General features: G+C 61.5%; 12 protein-coding genes and 1 pseudogene. All 13 read right to left on the bottom strand.

The window, feature by feature from the left end; genetic code table 11:
- Positions 1–51: 51 nt before the first annotated feature.
- A complete protein-coding gene (locus RLEG4DRAFT_RS28760; protein WP_003582057.1) occupies positions 52–1,074 on the bottom strand; it encodes an ABC transporter substrate-binding protein in 1,023 nt (340 codons plus the stop codon).
- 1 nt (position 1,075) lies between these two features.
- Positions 1,076–2,120: pseudogene (locus tag RLEG4DRAFT_RS28755) on the bottom strand (LacI family DNA-binding transcriptional regulator).
- A gap of 171 nt (positions 2,121–2,291) precedes the next feature.
- Complete coding sequence (locus RLEG4DRAFT_RS28750) at positions 2,292–3,734, bottom strand: efflux transporter outer membrane subunit (RefSeq protein WP_003582053.1); 1,443 nt, start codon at positions 3,732–3,734, stop codon at positions 2,292–2,294.
- 150 nt (positions 3,735–3,884) lie between these two features.
- Entirely contained in the window at positions 3,885–6,995 is a 3,111-nt protein-coding gene (locus tag RLEG4DRAFT_RS28745) for an efflux RND transporter permease subunit (protein ID WP_003582051.1), read from the bottom strand.
- A gap of 48 nt (positions 6,996–7,043) precedes the next feature.
- Entirely contained in the window at positions 7,044–8,255 is a 1,212-nt protein-coding gene (locus RLEG4DRAFT_RS28740; protein ID WP_003582048.1) for an efflux RND transporter periplasmic adaptor subunit, read from the bottom strand.
- A 142-nt stretch (positions 8,256–8,397) separates the two neighbouring features.
- Complete coding sequence (locus RLEG4DRAFT_RS28735) at positions 8,398–9,015, bottom strand: TetR family transcriptional regulator (protein ID WP_003582046.1); 618 nt, start codon at positions 9,013–9,015, stop codon at positions 8,398–8,400.
- Between the two features lie 107 nt (positions 9,016–9,122).
- Positions 9,123–10,067 carry a phosphoribosylaminoimidazolesuccinocarboxamide synthase gene (locus RLEG4DRAFT_RS28730; RefSeq protein WP_003582043.1) on the bottom strand — a complete coding sequence of 315 codons (945 nt, stop codon included), beginning with the start codon at positions 10,065–10,067 and terminating at the stop codon, positions 9,123–9,125.
- Between the two features lie 81 nt (positions 10,068–10,148).
- The gene (locus RLEG4DRAFT_RS28725) at positions 10,149–11,891 is read right to left on the bottom strand and encodes an SLC13 family permease (protein ID WP_003582040.1); all 1,743 of its coding nucleotides are present in this window, start codon (positions 11,889–11,891) and stop codon (positions 10,149–10,151) included.
- Positions 11,892–11,993: 102 nt separating this feature from the next.
- On the bottom strand, positions 11,994–12,680 hold the full coding sequence (locus RLEG4DRAFT_RS28720; RefSeq protein ID WP_003582039.1) for a phosphoribosyltransferase: 687 nt from the start codon (positions 12,678–12,680) through the stop codon (positions 11,994–11,996).
- Between the two features lie 14 nt (positions 12,681–12,694).
- On the bottom strand, positions 12,695–13,501 hold the full coding sequence (locus tag RLEG4DRAFT_RS28715; protein ID WP_003582038.1) for a pseudouridine synthase: 807 nt from the start codon (positions 13,499–13,501) through the stop codon (positions 12,695–12,697).
- A gap of 154 nt (positions 13,502–13,655) precedes the next feature.
- Positions 13,656–13,862 (bottom strand): hypothetical protein, encoded by a 207-nt coding sequence (locus tag RLEG4DRAFT_RS28710; protein ID WP_003582037.1) that lies wholly within the window; start codon positions 13,860–13,862, stop codon positions 13,656–13,658.
- Positions 13,863–14,001: 139 nt separating this feature from the next.
- A complete protein-coding gene (locus RLEG4DRAFT_RS28705; RefSeq protein WP_003582036.1) occupies positions 14,002–14,340 on the bottom strand; it encodes a hypothetical protein in 339 nt (112 codons plus the stop codon).
- Positions 14,341–14,620: 280 nt separating this feature from the next.
- On the bottom strand, positions 14,621–14,817 hold a 197-nt coding region (locus RLEG4DRAFT_RS41175; protein ID WP_210161337.1), incomplete at its 5' end, for a hypothetical protein.

Genomic DNA, 14,817 nt, shown 5'->3' with positions numbered 1-14,817 from the left:
TGACAGAGGATAGTCCCGGCAGAGGCGCCGGAACCGGTTCTCACAGATGCGCTACTGGCCGACTTTTTCGTTCCATGTCTTCAGCCAGCCGGCGCGATTGTCGAGGGCGACGGCTGATGGGATCAGCTTGAGGCTCTTGGCCGTCGCCTCGCCATAGGTGAGGTTGTTGGCCGCAGCCTCGGAAAGCTTGACCTCGCTGTTTGCGGGGCTGTCGACGAGCTTCTCGGCAAGCTTGGTCTGAATATCGGTCGAGAGCCAGAAATCCATGAACTGCAAGGCGAGATCCTGGTTCTTTGAACCCTTGGTCAGCACCAGTACATTCATGCCGCCGGTCTGGCCCTCCTTTGGCGTCGCCCAGGCGACGGGGACGTCGAGTTTGGTGAAGCCTGCCCAGGAGAAACGGCCGATCGGCGCTGCCCAGATCTCTTCCTGCTGCATCAGCTGCACGAGCTGCGAGGATTTTTCGTAGAAGGTGACGATCTCGTCCTTCTTTTCGCCCAGCGCCTCGATCGGTCCCTTCAGATCGGGCGTATCCTTGCCGAGCGCCTGGCCCAGCATAAAGAGCGCCGGCGGCCCCTGATTGGTGGTCACGTTCGGAAAGGCGACGTGGCCGACATATTCCGGCTTCAGGAGATCGGCCCAGGAGTCGATCTTCATCTTGTCGGAGCGATAGGCGATGGAGGTGGCATAGAAGGTATAACCAACGCTCATGCCGTCGCCGTTCGGATCCTTGGCGACGTCGTAGAGTTTGGCGAAGTTCTCGAGTTTCGTAGTATCGAGGTTGTCGATCAGCCCGGCGCGGGAGGCTGCCAGCGCATCGGCCATCGAAACGGCGGCGAGATCGACGACGGGATTGGCCTTGTTGGCCTCCATCTTGGCCAGGCGTTCGACACTGTTGCCGGTTTCGACGACGAGCTTGCAGCCGCATTTGGCTTCGAACGGATCGTAAACCAGCGTCTTGAAATCGTCCTGGGCAAAGGCATAGACGGAAATGGTCAGCGTCCGTTCGGCCGCTGCTGCGGCAAGCGGTGTCAGCGCGGAGAGCGCCACCGACGCAATGAGAGCTTTTTTCATCTTACCTGTTCTCCATCTCTGAGGTTTTTGGTGCCGGGTCCGCAAGGCCCGGATGATTGGCGGACGATCAATTGCATGGCGACGCGGTCGATCTCCGCGGTGACGAGCATGCCACCCCGGGTGCCGCTTGTTTTTATCGCATCCGCCAGCGCCGACACGGCAATCTCGGCAATCCTGTCCATGTCCATCCGGACCGTCGTCAGCGACGGCGTCACGACGGGCGACCAGATGAGGTCGTCGAAGCCGGTGACGCTGACATCGGCGGGAATGTTGATGCCAGCCTGCTGCAATTCCGTCAGCGCCCGCAGGGCCTGGAGGTCGGAGAGCGCCGCGAAGGCGGTGAAACCTTGTCCGACCTTTTCGGCGAGACCGAGCGGGCAGCCGATGCCGCCATCCTGCTCCAGCCTGTCGATCCACAGCGTTTCCGCCTGCATGCCCGGGCGCATGCCGGAGCGGATACCGCCGGCACGATCGTTCTGGACGTTGGATTCCTGATTGTTGCCGATGATGAGGATGCGGCGATGGCCAAGGCCGGCGAGATGGTCGCCGATTTCGCGGCCGCCTTGCCTATGGTCGGCGGCGACCGTGTTGCCTGGCGTCGAGGCGGTGTCGATGACGGCGACCGGACAGGCGGCGGCAGAAATACGGGTGGCGCGTCGGGGAATGATGATCATGCCGTCGACGCTGCGCTCGGCGAGCCGGTTGATCGCCTCGGTCTGGGCGGCGGCATCACCGCGGGAATCGGCAATCAGCACGCCGTAACCGGCGGCGGAGGCAGCGAATTCGATCGCCTGGGCGATCTTCGGGAACAGCGGATTGGCGATATCGGGCAGTACCAGGCCGAGAACGCCGCTGCGTCCGGTGCGCAGCGCCCGGCCGGCCTGGCTCGGGATATAACCGAGTTCGGCTGCATGCTCGCGGATTCTTTCGATCAACTGGCCGGAGACCCGGCCCTTGCCGGACAGCGCATTGGAGACGGTGGCGACAGAGACGCCGAGCGACGTCGCGATCCTGCTGAGGTTTGGTCCCGGGCGCGATTGAGCCATGATCTAAAGCGTTCTGGTTAATCGTTTAATCAGAGCTTTACCTCAGCTTTTTTTGCTTGTCGAATCCAAACTCATCTTATGTGCAATTATCCGCGAAGCGAATTCGTCAGGCATGAAAAAACCCCGCGAGGCGATCGCGGGGTTTTGATTTTCCAACAGGCAGACCGCCAATCAGCTCTTGGCCGGCTTCGCCGTCGGTACCGGCTTCACCGATGCGGTGGTCTTGCCGCCGGGTGCATAGCCGCCGCCGACTGCGATATTCAGCGACACGTAGTCCTTGGCCATCTGCTGGACGGACTGGGCAAGGCTTGCCTGGGCGAGCGAAACCTGGCGCTGCGCGTCGAGAACGTCGAGCAGCGAAGAGGCGCCGTCCTTGTAGGATGCTGTGGAAAGTTCGAGCGTTTCCTGGGTGGTCTTTACCTGGGCCTGAAGTGCGGCGACCGTGCGGGCGTCGCGCCGGACAGCAGCGAGCGCGTTTTCGACCTGTTCGACCGCGGTCAGTACCGTCGACTTCCAGTTGAGGTAGGCCGTGGCGGCATCGGACTGCGCCGACTTGACGTTGGCGCGCAGTCGGCCGCCGTCGAAGATCGGCAGGTTGAGGGTCGGGCCGAAGGACCAAGGCGTCAGGCCGCCATGGATACCACGCTGGTTGATGTAGGTCGGTGAGATCGAGCCGCTGAGCGAGATGCTCGGATAGAGCTGCGCCTGGGCGACACCGATATTGGCGGTCGCGGCAGCGAGATCACGTTCCGCCACACGAATGTCGGGACGGTTGCGAATCAGGTCCGCCGGGATGCCGGAGTTGATGCCGCCGCGGAATACCGGCTGACCGTAGCCCTTCAGCAGTTCGTCGACGAGGGCCGAGGCCGGCAGGCCTAGCAGCGTCGCGATGTGATGGGCTGATATGCGGATGTTGGTTTCGAGGCCGGGAATTTCGGCAAGCGTCGACTGCACCAGGCCTTCGGCCTGAACAACGTCGAGACGCGAGGCGGCACCAGCTTCGAGCTGGAACTTGGTCAGTTCGTAGGTTTCCTGGCGGGACTTCAGGTTGGCCTTCGAAAGCGCCAGGCGCTGCTGGTAGTAGCGAACGTCGATATAGCTCGAGACGAGGTCCTGTACCAGCGTCAGCCTGGCAACATCGGCCGATGAGTAAGCGGAATCGAGCGAAGCGAGAGCGCTTTCGGTGCTGCGCTTGTAGAGGCCGAAGAGATCGAGCAGCCAGCTCAACTGGACGTCGCCGGCGCTGGTATTGCGCGTGTCGAACTGCGTGCGCAGCTCACCTCTCTGGCCGCTAACCGTGTGCGAGCCGCCGACGGTCAGGTTCGGCAGGGCGCCGGCACCGGCGGTGGTGACGGCGGCGGAGGCCGCATTGATGCGTTCGATCGCCTGCTGGACTGTCAGGTTCTGCTCAAGGCCCGCATTGACGTAGCCGTTCAGTCTGGAATCGTTGAAGGATGTCCACCAGGCTGCGGTCGCAACGTCACCATCGCTTTTCGTCCCACCCTCTCCGAATTTGGCGGGCAGCGGCATTTCAGGAGGAACATGATCCGGGCCAACAACGCAGCCCGACAACAATAACAATAATGCCGGGGTGGCAAAACGAAGAGATACCATTCATTTCATCCTGTACTCGAGCAAGTCAATTCTTGTCCGAAGCTTCATGCTTCACTAACGCGGCCGCGCCTCGTTCTACCAAAAACACACACACCGAAGCAGTCGGGCGCAATGTAGCAACGAGAACAGCATTATCACAGTGCATTTTTATCACAGTCCTGCCGCATTTTTGCCGCGTGTGGCAAAGATGCGTCGAATGACGACGAAGAACGACGGAACGAAGAAGATTCCGAGCATTGTCGCCGCCAGCATGCCGCCGAGAACGCCGATGCCGATGGCGTTCTGCGCCGCCGAGCCCGCGCCTGTGGCGATCGCCAGCGGCACGACGCCGAGAATGAAGGCAAGCGAGGTCATGATGATCGGCCGCAGCCGCAACCTCGCGGCTTCCAGTGTGGCTTCGTAGAGGCCCATGCCGCTTTCCATACGATCCTTGGCGAATTCGACGATCAGGATCGCGTTCTTCGCCGCCAACCCGATGGTGGTGAGCAAGCCGACCTTGAAATAGACGTCGTTCGCCTGGCCGAAGAGAGTGGCGGCCGTCAGCGCTCCGAGAATGCCAACAGGCACCGCCATGATCACCGAGAAAGGGATCGACCAGCTTTCGTAAAGTGCCGCCAGGCAGAGGAAGACGACGAGAACGGAGATCGCATAGAGCATCGGCGCCTGCGAACCGGAAAGGCGCTCCTGATAGGAGATGCCCTGCCAGGCGACCGTATAACCGCCGCCGAGCTGTTCGGTCAGCGCTTCCATTTCGTTCATCGCGTCGCCGGAGGAAACCCCGGGGGCGGACGCTCCGTCGAGCGGAATGGCGCTGACGGCGTTGAAGCGGGCAAGCGACGGCGCACCCTTTACCCATTCCGTCTTGGTAAAGGCGGAGAAGGGCACCATTTCGCCGTCATTGTTGCGGGCGTACCAGTGGTCGAGATCATCAGGCTGCATGCGGAACGGCGCATCGCCCTCGACGTAGACCGGTTTGATCTCGCCGTTCAGGGTGAAGTCGTTGACGTCGCGGCCGGTAAAGATGATCGACAGCATCGAATTTACCGAGGCGATGTCGACGCCCATGGCGCCGATCTTTTCCTGATCGAGCACGATGCGCATCTGCGGCTCGACTTCCTTGTTGCTGCTGCGCAGCGCCACGATCTTGCCCGACGTGTTGCCCATCTGGATCAGCCGCTTGGAGGCGGCCGTCAGCGCGTCATTGCCGTGGCCGCCGGTATCGACGAGATACATCGAGAAGCCGCTCGATACGCCGAGTCCCTGGATCGCCGGCGGCAGAAGCGCGAAGACCTGCGCCTCGCGCATCGCAAAGAAGCTGCGCAGCGCACGATTGACGACCGACTGGGCGCTGAGGTTAGGATCGGTGCGCTTCGAGAAATCCTTGAGCTTGGTGAAGACGATGGCGCTGTTCTGGCCGGAGCCGCTGAAGCCGAAACCGAGCGCGCCGAAGACGGATTCGACGGCATCCTTCTCGTTTTCCCGATAGTATTTCTCGACCTTCTCGACGACAGCCTGGGTCTGCTGCGTGGTCGAACCCGGCGGCGTGGTGACGATGGTTAGCAGCACGCCTTGGTCTTCCTGCGGCAGGAAGGAACTCGGCAGGCGGGTGAAAAGGTAGGCGCAGCCAGCGCCGACCAGCAGAAAGACCAGCATGACGCGGATCGGCCGCTTCAGGAGATAACCGATGGCGCTGATATAACCGTTGGTCGAACGCGTGAAATTGCGGTTGAACCAGTCGCCGACGCGGTGTTTCCTGTGTTCGCCGACCGGCTTCAGCATCGTGGCGCAAAGCGCGGGCGTCAGCACCAGGGCGACGAGCGCCGACAGCAGCATGGCCGAGACGATGGTGATCGAGAATTGGCGATAGATGATCCCGGTCGAACCGCCGAAGAAGGCCATCGGAATAAAGACGGCGGTGAGAACGAGCGCGATGCCGACAATGGCGCCGGTGATCTCGCCCATCGATTTTTCCGTCGCCTCAAGTGGCGAAAGCTTCTCCTCAGACATGATGCGTTCGACGTTTTCGACGACGACAATGGCGTCGTCGACGAGAAGGCCGATCGCCAGCACCATGGCAAACATCGTCAACGTATTGATCGAGTAGCCGGTGACCGCCAGCACCCCGAAGGTGCCGAGCAGCACCACGGGAACGGCAATGGTCGGGATGAGCGTTGCCCGCAGATTCTGCAGGAAGACGAGCAGCACGACAAAGACGAGCACGATCGCTTCGATCAGCGTATGCACGACCTTCTCGATCGATAGTTCCACGAAGGGCGTCGTGTCGTAGGGATAGGTAATCTCGACGCCGGCCGGCAGGCCGCGGCCGATGACGTCGAGGGCGGAGCGCACACGGGCGGCGGTATCGATGGCGTTGGCGCCGATCGCCAGGTTGACGGCAAAACCGGTCGACGGCTGGCCATTATACCGCGAACTGCCGCCGTAACTTTCCTGACCGATCTCGATACGCGAAACGTCGCTCAAGCGCACCGTGGCGCCGTCCTTTTCGACCTTCAGGATGATATGCTCGAAGTCGGCGACGGTAGTTAGCTGGCTTTGGGCGGTGATGGTGACGTTGATCTGCTGGCCGGGGATCGTCGGCTGGGCGCCGAGCGAACCGACGGAGACCTGGGTGTTCTGCGCCTGGATGGCTGAGGTGACGTCGCTCGGCGTCAACTGGTATTTCAGCAGCTTGAACGGATCGAGCCAGACCCGCATGGCGTAACCCGAACCGAAGACGTTGATGCTGCCGACGCCTTCCAGGCGCTGGATCTGATCCTCGATCGAGGTCGACATGATGTTGCCGAGGTCGACCGAGTTGCGCTTACCGTCGGTCGACACGAGCGAGCCGACGAGAAGAATGCTTGAGGTCGAGCGGGTGACGCTGATGCCGGCATCGATGACGTCGCCTGGGAGCTGCGACTGAACCAGCTGCAACTTGTTCTGCACCTGCACCTGCGCGATGTCGGGGTCGGCGCTCGTTCCGAAGGTGAGCTGGATGCTGGCCGAACCGGTCGACGAGGTCGAGGTCATGTAGGTCAGGTCGTCGAGGCCGGTCATGCCGTCCTCGATGATCGTCGTCACCGATTTCTCGACGGTCTCGGCGCTGGCGCCGCGATAGGTCGCATTGATGCGGACCGTCGTCGGGGCGATGTCGGGATATTGTGAGATCGACAGCGTGAAGATCGCCAGCAGGCCGGCGAGCATGATGGTGATCGCAATGACCCAGGCGAAAATCGGACGTCGGATGAAAAACTTGGCCATCGGTTGTTCCTGTGCGGCTGAGACGGTGACGATGCGGGCTCGAAGCGATTACTTCGCTGCGGGCTTCTCAGCGTCACCGGCCGCTGGCTGCTCGGCAGCCACGACCACGCCGTTGTCGTTGATCTTCATCGGGACGGGTTTCACCGGCATGCCCGCCGTGATCGACTGCAGGCCGCTAACGATCAGCTGATCGCCGTCCTTGATGCCTTCGGTCACCAGCCAGGAATTGTTGGAGGGCGAGCTGTACTCGAAGGCGCGGGTTTCGACCTTGCCGTCGGCGGACACGAACTGTGCCGTCAGCCGGCCGTTGGCGTCACGGCTCGTCGCCAGCTGCGGCAGTGCATAACCGGCCTCGGCGCCGAGCTCGACGGTTGCCCGGACATACATGCCGGGCAGCACGATGCGGTCGGGATTGGGAAAGAGCACGCGGATGATGAAGGTGCCTGTGGTCTCGCTGACCACCTGCTTCGACATGTCGAGCTTGCCCTGCTGGTTATATTCCTTGCCGTCTTCGAGGATCAGGTGAAAATCGACGGTGTCTGCGCCCTTGATATCGCCGGCGGCCATCGCATCGCGCAGCTTCAGGAGGTTGGTGCTCGATTCCGTCAGCGAGATATAGATCGGATCGAGCTGGCGGATCGTCGTCAGCGCCGTCGTCTGGTTGGCGGAGACGACATTGCCGACATTATAGGCCGTCTGGTCGATGACACCGTCGAAGGGCGCGATGATCTTGGTGTGGTCGAGATCGATCTGTGCGGCGGACAGTGCTGCCTTTGCCGATTCGACTTCGGCCTTGGCCTGAAGCAGCGTCGTCTTGGCCGTTTCGAATTCGATCTGGGTGGCGCCGCTGCCGACGAGGCGCTGGTAGCGGTCGAGATTACTTTCGGCGCTCGGCACACTGGCCTGCGCCTTGGAGATTGCCGCCTTGGCCTGCTCGACGGCGGCGATATAGGGGGCATCCTCGATCTGGTAGAGAAGGTCGCCCTTCTTGATCTCGCCACCTTCCTTAAAGGCGATCTCGCGGATGAGGCCGCTCACCTGCGGGCGGATATCGGCCGTCTGGAAGGTCTCGGCGCGCCCGGGAAGGATCGTCGTGATCGGGAATGAGGCCTTCGTCATCGTGACCGTGCCGACCGGCGAGGCCTGCTGTGCGGCACCTGCGCCTGCATTGCCGGCGGGCTTGCTGGCATTGTCGCTGCAAGCTGCGAGCAACGTGCCGAACGCCAGGGCCGAGGAGATGAGGAGGGCGCGCCGAATCATTCTGAATTCCCTGTGCGGTGGCAATTGCCGTTCGATCCACGGGCTCGGCTCAGCCGAGCGCAGGCTTATATAAGCGTCAGGATTGGATTGGCTTCAAATGCCACTGTCCGAATTTAACAAAAGCTTTACGAAGTGACGTATGTCAGCAATCGTCACTTAGCAAGCGTTTATTTTGCAGTGCGGCATCGACGAAGCCGACAATGTCCTCGGCACGGTGGACGAGCGTTTCCTTGTCGTCGCGGGCAATGAGGATCGGGTGCAAAACGCAGGCCAGCACGTCTGCGATGGTGCGCGCCGCGCTCTCGGGATCGCGGCAATGATAACGTCCCTCCATTATGCCCTCGCGGATAATCTCGCCGAGCTTCTGTTCTATGCGAGCGCGATAGCGGTTGCCGGCCTCGAGTTTGGCCTCGATCGTCGAAAGCACCATTTCGAAGATGTAAGGGTTCTTCTGGATGTCCTGCAGATGGCCTTCCAGCAGGCGAAGGACGAAGCGCAACAATTGCTCCTTCGCCGGCAGGTCCTGCTCGAAGGCGGCGAAACGCTCGGTGGCATTGTCGAGATGGCGCCCGGCGATCGCATCGACCAGCGCGACCTTGGAATGGAAATGCTTGAAGACATTGGCGGGCGACATATGCAGTACACCGGCGATATCGGCGATCGACACCGCGACATAGCCGCGCTCGCGAAACAGCACCTCCGCCATGGAGAGAATGTCCTCGCGCGTTTCCTCGGCCTTGCGTCTCGGCCTTTTTGCCATCCGTCCCCCGCCGGGGCCGAGCCCGGTACCCTTTTTGCCGATGCTAGCGCGATTGGGCGAAAAGCCGCAAGCCGATGCTTGGCCTGTTGGCCTTGCCCCTGGTTTTTTCAGGGGAAATAGGCGGCGAGATTGTTTCGGACACGGGCAAGCGGCGTCTCACCGCTGTCGTCGCGAACAAAGCGCGCGCCAGTGATCGCCTCGTAGGCCCTGATGTAGACGGCAGAGGTCTGCTCGATCAGTTCGGCGGGGATTTCTGGAATTTCGTCCTTATAGGGATCGCAGCGCTCCGCCACCCAGGCGCGGACGAAGTCCTTGTCGAAACTTTCCGGGCGTGTTCCGGCAGCAAAGCTTGCCGGATAGCTTTCGGCAAGCCAGTAGCGGCTGCTGTCGGGCGTGTGGATCTCGTCGGCAAGGATGATGTTACCCTCGCCGTCGGTGCCGAATTCATATTTGGTGTCGACGAGGATGAGGCGGCGTTCGGCCGCCATCTCCTGGCCGCGGGCAAAGAGGGCGAGCGCATATCCCGACAAGGTCTCCCATTGCTCCTTGGTCAGAAGGCCGCGGGTGACGATTTCGTCAGGGGTCAGCGGCTCGTCATGGCCACCGTCGAATTCCTTGCTGGTCGGGGTGATGACGGGCTCGGGCAGGACCTGGTTGTCGCGCATGCCGTCCGGCAGGCGCATGCCGTACATCTCGCGCTCACCCTTCTTGTAGAGTGTCAGGATCGAGGTCCCGGTGGTGCCGGCGAGATAACCGCGCACGACGATTTCGACCGGGAGGATGTCGAGCCGTTTGCCGATGACGACATTCGCATCCGGATAATCGAGAACGTGGTTGGGGCAGATGTCCTTCGTCGCCTCGAACCAGTAGCGCGCCGTCTGCGTCAGCACCTGGCCCTTGTAGGGAATGCAGGTGAGGATGCGGTCGAAAGCGCTCAGCCGGTCGGTGCTGATGATAATCCGGCGTCCGTCCGGAAGATCGTAATTCTCGCGCACCTTGCCGCGATAATAGTTCGGCAGTTCCGGGAAATGGGCTTCGGAGAGGATTCGCACGGCGCTCGACTGTCCTTGTGGTTGGGTGAAGGCTTCCTGTCGTTTCATTGCCGGGAAGTCAAGGTGGCCCCAACTATCGCATCACAGCCAGAACAGAGCCAGGAGAAACAGGGCGAGGCCGTAACTTGTAACGGCAAGCGGCCAGCCGGCGCGCAGGAAGTCGCTGAAGCGGTAGCCGCCGATGCCCATGGCCAGCGTGTTGTTATGATGGCCGAAGGGTGTCAGGAAATCGAGCGAGGCGCCAGCGGCGACCGCGATCAGATAGGCGTGCGGCGCATGCTGGCCGTCTCTTGCAAATTCCAGGGCGACCGGGGTCAGGACGATGGCGACCGTCGCGTTGTTGACGAAGGGCGTCAGCGCCATGGCGAGGAAGAGGATGAGGGCGACGCCGATGAGTGGATGGGCGATTGGCACGACGAGGCTCAGCCAGGAGGCGATGGTTTCGGCCGCTCCGGTGGTTGCCGCCGCCTGACCGATCGGGATCATCGCCGCCAGCATGATAATGATCGGCCAGTTGAGATCGGCCATCGCCTGGCGGATATTCAGATGATTGAGCAAAGCGAGTACGAGTACGACGCCGGCAAAGGCGACGTCGGGACGCAACCCGGCCGCAGACGCGGTGATGCCGCAGGCAAACAGCGCCAGAGGCCGCCAGGAGTGCGAGGCTGGTTCGGTCGAAGCAGCCGAGGCGAGCGGCAGGCACTCGCTTTCTTCAAGCGCCTCGGCGATCGCCAAGCGCGGCCCCTCCAGCGTCAATATATCGCCGATCGACAGCTGCAGGTCGAGGAAGCGGCCCTCGATGCGCGGCGCGCGCATGGAAAGCGCAGTGACCGCGACGCCGCGACTGTGAAAGATTTCGAGCGAGCGGATCCGAGAACCGACCAGCGTGCTTTCCGGCATGACGACGCTTCCGATACGGTAAAAATCCGGTTGCAGGCCGTGCGGATGAGCATCGGCCATAAGCGCCTGTGTGGCGGCGAGCCCGGCAAAGACCGCATCGCTGCCTTCGGCAAGCAGCACGTCGCCGGCTTGGATCACCGACTGATCAAGCGGTCCGAAGACGAAATTGTCGCCGCGGATCAGTGCGTGCGGTTTGATGCCGAAGCGCGCCGGACAATCGGAAAGCCTTACACCGAGCAGCGGCGAAACCTCAGGGACGCGACGTTCGACGACAATGCGGCGTGTGGTCGGGGAGATCGTCGCCGGCGCTTCGTCAGGTTCCGGAAACAGCCGCTGCACGCGAAAGGTGATGAGGAAAATGCCGGCAAATGCGACCGGCAGGCCGACATAGGCGAAATCGAAGAAGTGAAAGCCGGCTCCGGTCGCCTTGCCGAGCGCATCGCTGACCAGCAGGTTGGCCGGCGTGCCGATCAGCGAAACGAGGCCGCCGAGCAGGGCTGCGAACGAGACCGGCATGACGAACTGGCGGCGGGGGATCGCCAGAGCCGTGCCGAGCCGCAGCGCCACCGGCAGGGTGATCGCAAAGGCACCAATATTGTTCATGAAGATGGAGATAAAGCCGGCAAGCGCAGACGTGCCTGATATGACCTGGAAACTCGAGGGACTTGCTGCGGCGAAACGGGCGGCGAGACTGTCGAAGAGCCTGGCGCGCGCCAGCACCTGGACAATCAGCAGGACCTCGACGACGGTGACGACGACAGGACTGGCGAAGCCGGAGAAGATCTGGTCGGCCGGATAAAGGCCGAGCGCATAACCGGCAAGCAGGCCGGCGATCGAGACCACCTCGATGCGGAAGCGATCGAGTGAGAAGAGAACGAGCATCGCCAGCAGAAGGATCAGCAGGGATGCTTGCTCGAACGACATGGGCAGATCCGGTGTTTCATCGACGAGGCGGACTGTAATCGTTCTTCATGCGCTGTACAGAGGCGCCTTCAGGCAAAGATTGGACATTTCGCCTATCTCGCGTCAGGCCGGCGGAGCCCGCCACCGGCCGGCTGCGGTCCGCTCCAGAATGGGCGTGGCGAAAACGCCGACGGTGCGGGCAATCCACTGCGGCCCGGCGGCTTCCAGCCTTTCGCGCCATCGGTCCGATTGCAGCATAGCGGCACCGATGACGACGGGTTCGATGCCTGAGCCCGCCAGCAGAGCGAGCCCGGCAACGATCGAAGAGCCGCTGGAAATGACGTCGTCGATGAGGGCGACGCGCCGTCCCTCAAGCAGCGGCAGCATGCGCGGATCGATATAGAGGCGTTTCTGTTGGGTCGGTGTGGTGATCGAGGACAGGGCCACGGAGAGTTCGTCGCGATACCAGAACTTGCGTGAGGTGCCGAGCGGAACGTACCTGTTGTGACCGAGCTTCTGCGCCACGGCGGCGGCAAGCGTCAGGCCGAGTGTCGGCAGACCGGCGACGACATCGATGGACATGGGCCTGATCGTTTCGGCGAGGCGTTCGGCGAGCGTATCGAGCACAGCGAAGCTCGCCTGGTTGACGATCAGCGAGGCGAGGGCATGTTGGCCGTCCGCAAGCACGCGGATCGGCAGGCGAAGCTGGCGGCCGTCTTCCAGCACGGCGACATGGAAGGAGGCGAATTCGCCGTCGACGGCAAAGGTGCCGGGCGGATGAATCTCCTGCCAGAAATCGTGCGGCGCCATCTCTGTCACATCACTCAATTGCGTCTTGCCTTTTCGATGCCGGTTTTCCGCCGCAGCGACTGCAATTCCGCCTCTGTCAGCGCGCGCACCGCGCCTTTCGGCAGTTCACCGAGTTCGAGCCCGCCGATCGCAACGCGCACGAGACGCAGGCATTCGGTTCCGAGCGCCTCCAGCATGCGGCGGATCTGGCGGTTGCGGCCCTCGTCGAGTTCGACCTCGATCCAGGAGTTCCTGTCGCCGTGGCGCAGGCGCCGCGCGGCGGTTGCCGTCAACAGCTCGCCGTCATGGCGAATGCCGGATGTCATGGCGGCAATCGCCTCGTCGTCCATGATCTGGTCGATCTGGACATGATAGGTCTTCGTCACATGGGTGACCGGATCGAGCAGGATCTGGGCAAATTCGGTGTCGTTGGTGAAAAGCAGCAGGCCTTCGCTTGCCTTGTCGAGCCGGCCAACGGGGGAGAGATGCGGAATGTCGAAATCCCTGAGGCAATCATAGACCGTCGGCCGGCCTTCGGGATCATGGCGGGTGGTGACAAGCCCGCGAGGCTTATTGAGCATCAGGTAGATTTTCGCCTCAGCGGCGATAACCAAGCCATCGACGCTGATGCTCGCCGTTGCAAGGTCCACCCATGCGGAAATATCCGTGACGGTGCGGCCGTCAACGGCGACGCGGCTTTCGGCAATCAGCCGTTCGGCCTGCGTGCGGGAGCAATAACCGAGCTTGGATAGGGCGCGGGGGAGGGTGACCCGCTTGGCGGCGGCGCCAGCGGCCGGCTTTATCCGCTCGCGCGTCTTCTGCGGTGGGCGCCGCTCCCTCATCTGCCGTCCTTGTCCTGCTTCGATGCCTTCTCTTGGCATGAACAGCGCAAGGATGCCAGCAAGCCTGCAAAACTAAGGGGAATAACAAGTGCCACAAGAGAGCTTCAGCGCTTTGGGGCAAAGCGCCGTCAGGGCATGACTGAGACCCGCCGCCTCAGCGGCAGACCATGAAACCGGCCAGCTCCTTGCGGCTGACGACGACGCCGGCGGCGGCCTTGACCGGGTCCGGATGGGTATACGAAAGGCTTGGCATTTCGGGCAGGTCGAGTGCCTGGCGCATGTTCATGATGCCGACCGCGTAACGGCCATTGACGCCATCGACGCTGACTTCAATGATGCAATTGGCCCTCTTATTTTCCATGGTGTCCTCCCTTTCGTTTTTTATGTTCCCATCACTCGCATTAAAAATTGGTTTTTCTGAGACATAAGCATTTACGCACCCTGCCGAAAAACGGATCGGCGGGTGCGTAAAAGTATGCTTTTTGGCGGATGCGAGGGCTTTAGCGCCACAAATGGCGAGGCTGCGGCTGCGAGCTGCTGGAAAGCAGATATCCGGCCAGGAATCCAATGGCCCCCGCAAGCACCAGCGCAGTGGTTGCTGCGGTCGGATGTTCGCGGGCTGCACCAGCTGCAGCGGCCCCTTCGGCCTTGATCTGGGCGACGGCATTCTTCGCGCGGGGCAGAGCCTCATCATAAGCCTTGCCGGCGCGGCCGCGCACTTCGTAATAGGCCTCGGCGCCCTGGGCGGAAATCATCTTCTGCAGGCGGGATACTTCCTGCTGGAGCGCAGCGATGTCCTTGCTGACAGAAGCTCTGATATCATCGGTGTTGGCAGCCATATCGGTCTCCTTCCTTCAATGGGAAAGAAAACACCTAAGACGGAAATAGGTTCCGAAATGTCAGCCGTTGATTTGTGACGGAAATTTAAAGCTGGCGGCGGGAAGCAGTTTAATCCTCTGTTAACCATAAATCCGCTCAAGCCGCTGTTTTCTCGTTATCTTTCCGCGCCTGAGAGCGGCTTTCCGAGGGATTTTTGACCAGTTGATAAAGGAATTTTCAGGAATCCGTTCCGAAAGGGTGCCCTGTGGATAAGAGCGACCGACAAAAACGCCAGCCGAATCAACCTGTTACAAAATTGTCAAAAAACTTTTGTTTGGTGTGTTGACTTGGAAAAGGGGTTAGTTCTATAAGCCCACTCACTGAACGAGGGCGGCGGCGCTGCTGGCGACGAAGTCTTTCGTTCTGAAGAAACCCAAGCGGATTAGCGAATGCTGGTTTGTGCTTCGAGCGAGAGTTTGGAGCGTTGGTTTTGTCGA

The organism is Rhizobium leguminosarum bv. trifolii WSM2297, assembly GCF_000271845.1.
The sequence above is the reverse complement of the archived record's forward strand: the minus strand, read 5'-3'. Positions and strand labels throughout refer to the sequence as shown.

Excerpts from the sequence above, each read along its gene's own strand:
- RLEG4DRAFT_RS28750 (WP_003582053.1), bottom strand. The coding sequence starts at position 3,734 with ATGGTATCTCTTCGTTTTGCCACCCCGGCATTATTGTTATTGTTGTCG.
- RLEG4DRAFT_RS28745 (WP_003582051.1), bottom strand. The coding sequence starts at position 6,995 with ATGGCCAAGTTTTTCATCCGACGTCCGATTTTCGCCTGGGTCATTGCG.
- RLEG4DRAFT_RS28705 (WP_003582036.1), bottom strand. The coding sequence starts at position 14,340 with ATGGCTGCCAACACCGATGATATCAGAGCTTCTGTCAGCAAGGACATC.
- RLEG4DRAFT_RS28735 (WP_003582046.1), bottom strand. The coding sequence starts at position 9,015 with ATGGCAAAAAGGCCGAGACGCAAGGCCGAGGAAACGCGCGAGGACATT.
- RLEG4DRAFT_RS28715 (WP_003582038.1), bottom strand. The coding sequence starts at position 13,501 with ATGAGGGAGCGGCGCCCACCGCAGAAGACGCGCGAGCGGATAAAGCCG.
- RLEG4DRAFT_RS28710 (WP_003582037.1), bottom strand. The coding sequence starts at position 13,862 with ATGGAAAATAAGAGGGCCAATTGCATCATTGAAGTCAGCGTCGATGGC.
- RLEG4DRAFT_RS28725 (WP_003582040.1), bottom strand. The coding sequence starts at position 11,891 with ATGTCGTTCGAGCAAGCATCCCTGCTGATCCTTCTGCTGGCGATGCTC.
- RLEG4DRAFT_RS28720 (WP_003582039.1), bottom strand. The coding sequence starts at position 12,680 with ATGGCGCCGCACGATTTCTGGCAGGAGATTCATCCGCCCGGCACCTTT.
- RLEG4DRAFT_RS28760 (WP_003582057.1), bottom strand. The coding sequence starts at position 1,074 with ATGAAAAAAGCTCTCATTGCGTCGGTGGCGCTCTCCGCGCTGACACCG.
- RLEG4DRAFT_RS28740 (WP_003582048.1), bottom strand. The coding sequence starts at position 8,255 with ATGATTCGGCGCGCCCTCCTCATCTCCTCGGCCCTGGCGTTCGGCACG.